Genomic DNA, 3,690 nt, shown 5'->3' with positions numbered 1-3,690 from the left:
CCCGCCCCGCCCCCCCCCCCCCCCCCCCCCCCCCCCCCCCCCCCGCCGCGCCGCCGCCCGAGACTCCGGCCCCCGCGCCGTCCGCTCCCGTACAGGCCCCCACGGCGCCCGCGCAGCCGGCGAAGCCCGCGGCCAAGGCGGCCCCGAAGCCCGCGCCCGCCGCCGAGGCCGAGCCCGGTCCCGAGTACGTGACGCTGCGCGGCCCGTCCGCGGCCGTCGCGAAGAACATGGCGGCCTCGCTCGAACTGCCCACGGCGACGTCCGTGCGAGCGGTGCCGGTGAAGCTGCTGTTCGACAACCGCATCGTCATCAACAACCACCTCAAGCGCGCCCGCGGCGGGAAGATCTCCTTCACGCACCTGATCGGGTACGCGATGGTGCAGGCCCTCAAGGCCATGCCGGCGATGAACCACTCGTTCACCGAGAAGGACGGCAAGCCGACCCTCGTCAAGCCCGAGCACGTGAACCTGGGCCTGGCGATCGACCTGGTGAAGCCGAACGGCGACCGCCAGCTCGTCGTCGCCGGCATCAAGAAGGCCGAGACACTCGGCTTCTTCGAGTTCTGGCAGGCGTACGAGGACATCGTCAGGCGCGCCCGCAACGGCAAGCTCACGATGGACGACTTCTCGGGTGTCACGGTCTCGCTGACCAACCCCGGCGGCATCGGCACGGTCCACTCGGTGCCGCGCCTCATGCCCGGCCAGAGCGTGATCCTCGGCGTCGGCGCGATGGAGTACCCGGCCGAGTTCCAGGGCACGTCGCAGGACACCCTGAACCAGCTGGGCATCTCGAAGGTCATGACGCTGACCTCGACGTACGACCACCGGGTCATCCAGGGTGCGGCGTCCGGCGAGTTCCTGCGGATCATCAACCAGCTGCTGCTGGGCGAGAACGGCTTCTACGACGAGATCTTCGAGTCGCTGCGGATTCCGTACGAGCCGGTCCGCTGGATGAAGGACATCGACGCGTCGCACGACGACGACGTCACGAAGGCCGCCCGCGTCTTCGAGCTGATCCACTCCTACCGGGTGCGCGGCCACGTCATGGCCGACACGGACCCGCTGGAGTACCGCCAGCGCAAGCACCCCGACCTCGACGTCACCGAGCACGGCCTCACGCTGTGGGACCTGGAGCGGGACTTCGCCGTCGGCGGCTTCGCCGGCAGGTCGACGATGACGCTGCGCGACATCCTGGGCGTCCTGCGCGACTCGTACTGCCGCACCATCGGCATCGAGTACATGCACATCCAGGACCCGAAGCAGCGCAAGTGGCTCCAGGACCGGGTGGAGCGTCCGCACTCGAACCCGGAGCGCGAGGAGCAGCTGCGCATCCTGCGCCGCCTGAACGCCGCGGAGGCGTTCGAGACGTTCCTCCAGACCAAGTACGTCGGCCAGAAGCGCTTCTCGCTGGAGGGCGGCGAGTCCGTCATCCCGCTGCTCGACGCGGTGCTGGACGCGGCGGCGGAGTCGCGCCTCGACGAGGTCGTCGTGGGCATGGCCCACCGCGGCCGGCTCAACGTGCTGGCGAACATCGTCGGCAAGTCGTACGCGCAGATCTTCCGCGAGTTCGAGGGCAACCTCGACCCGAAGTCGATGCACGGCTCCGGCGACGTGAAGTACCACCTGGGCGCCGAGGGCACGTTCACGGGCCTGGACGGCGAGCAGATCAAGGTGTCGCTGGCCGCGAACCCGTCGCACCTGGAGACCGTCGACCCGGTCATCGAGGGCATCGCCCGCGCCAAGCAGGACATCATCAACAAGGCGGGCACGGACTTCACGGTCCTGCCGGTCGCCCTGCACGGCGACGCGGCCTTCGCGGGCCAGGGCGTCGTCGCGGAGACGCTGAACATGTCGCAGCTGCGCGGCTACCGCACCGGCGGCACCGTGCACATCGTCATCAACAACCAGGTCGGCTTCACCGCCGCCCCCGAGGCGTCCCGCTCGTCGATGTACGCGACGGACGTGGCGCGCATGATCGAGGCGCCGATCATCCACGTGAACGGCGACGACCCGGAGGCCGTGGTCCGCGTCGCGCGGCTGGCCTTCGAGTTCCGCCAGGCGTTCAACAAGGACGTCGTCATCGACATGATCTGCTACCGCCGCCGCGGCCACAACGAGGGCGACAACCCGCAGTTCACCAACCCGCAGATGTACAACCTGATCGACAACAAGCGCTCGGTGCGCAAGCTGTACACCGAGTCGCTGATCGGCCGGGGCGACATCACGCTCGAGGAGGCCGAGCAGGCGCTCCAGGACTTCCAGGGGCAGCTGGAGAAGGTCTTCGCGGAGGTCCGCGAGGCCACGTCGCAGCCGTCCGAGGCGGTCGTCCCGGACGCGCAGGCCGAGTTCCCTGTCAGCGTCACGACCGGGGTCTCCCAGGAGGTCGTGAAGCGGATCGCCGAGTCCCAGGTCAACATCCCGGACGGCATCCACGTCCACCCGCGGCTGATGCCGCAGCTCCAGCGCCGCGCGGCCTCCGTGGACGACGGCACGATCGACTGGGGCACGGGCGAGACGCTGGCCATCGGCTCGCTGCTGATGGAGGGCACCCCGGTGCGCCTCGCGGGCCAGGACACCCGGCGCGGCACGTTCGGCCAGCGGCACGCGGTCCTCGTCGACCAGCAGTCCGGCGAGGAGTACACGCCGCTGCAGTACCTGACGGAGGACCAGGCCCGCTACAACGTCTACGACTCGCTGCTCAGCGAGTACGCGGCGATGGGCTTCGAGTACGGCTACTCGCTGGCCCGGCCCAACGCGCTGGTCATGTGGGAGGCGCAGTTCGGCGACTTCGTCAACGGCGCGCAGTCGATCGTGGACGAGTACATCTCGGCCGCCGAGCAGAAGTGGGGCCAGACGTCCGGCGTCACCCTGCTGCTGCCGCACGGCTACGAGGGCCAGGGCCCGGACCACTCGTCGGCGCGCATCGAGCGCTTCATGGCGCTGTGCGCGCAGGGCAACATGACCGTGGCCGTGCCGACGCTGCCGTCGAACTACTTCCACCTGCTGCGCTGGCAGGTGCACAACCCGCACCACAAGCCGCTGATCGTCTTCACCCCGAAGTCGATGCTCCGGCTGAAGGCCGCGCAGTCCAAGGTCGAGGAGTTCACCACCGGCGGTTTCCGTCCGGTGATCGGCGACGACGGCGTGGACCCGGCCGAGGTCCGCAAGGTCGTCTTCACGGCCGGCAAGGTCTACTACGACCTTGAGGCCGGGCGCAGGAAGCGCGGCGCGACGGACACCGCGATCATCCGCCTGGAGCGGCTGTACCCGCTGCCGGGCGCGGAGCTTCAGGCCGAGATCGCGAAGTTCCCGAACGCGGAGAAGTACCTGTGGGCGCAGGAGGAGCCGGCGAACCAGGGTGCCTGGCCGTTCGTCGCGCTCAACCTGATCGACCACCTGGACCTGGCCGTCGGCGCCGACGTCCCGCACGACGAGCGTCTGCGCCGCATCTCGCGCCCGCACTCCTCGTCCCCCGCGGTGGGCTCGAAGAAGCGCCACGAGCAGGAGCAGGAGCAGCTGGTCAACGAGGTGTTCGACGCCTGAGGCGCCCGAGGCGCCTCGGTGCCCGAGTGCTTGAAGGGCCCCCGGGGGGGGGGGGGGGGGGCGGGGCCGGGGGCCCCCCCCCGGGCGGGGGGGGGCCGGTACAACGGGCCGGGGGCCATCCCGTGGCGACCCCGGGTCAGAAAGGCGC

1 protein-coding gene is annotated in these 3,690 nt (G+C 70.3%); it reads left to right on the top strand.

The window, feature by feature from the left end; genetic code table 11:
* Positions 1 to 3,542 (top strand): multifunctional oxoglutarate decarboxylase/oxoglutarate dehydrogenase thiamine pyrophosphate-binding subunit/dihydrolipoyllysine-residue succinyltransferase subunit (locus LCE31_RS32120; RefSeq protein WP_225020667.1); only part of this gene is annotated, 3,542 nt, incomplete at its 5' end.
* Between the last annotated feature and the right edge of the window lie 148 nt (positions 3,543 to 3,690).

It is taken from the genome of Streptomyces sp. 8L (assembly GCF_020176795.1).
Taxonomy (GTDB): domain Bacteria; phylum Actinomycetota; class Actinomycetes; order Streptomycetales; family Streptomycetaceae; genus Streptomyces.
This window is presented reverse-complemented; position numbering and strand designations above follow the sequence as displayed.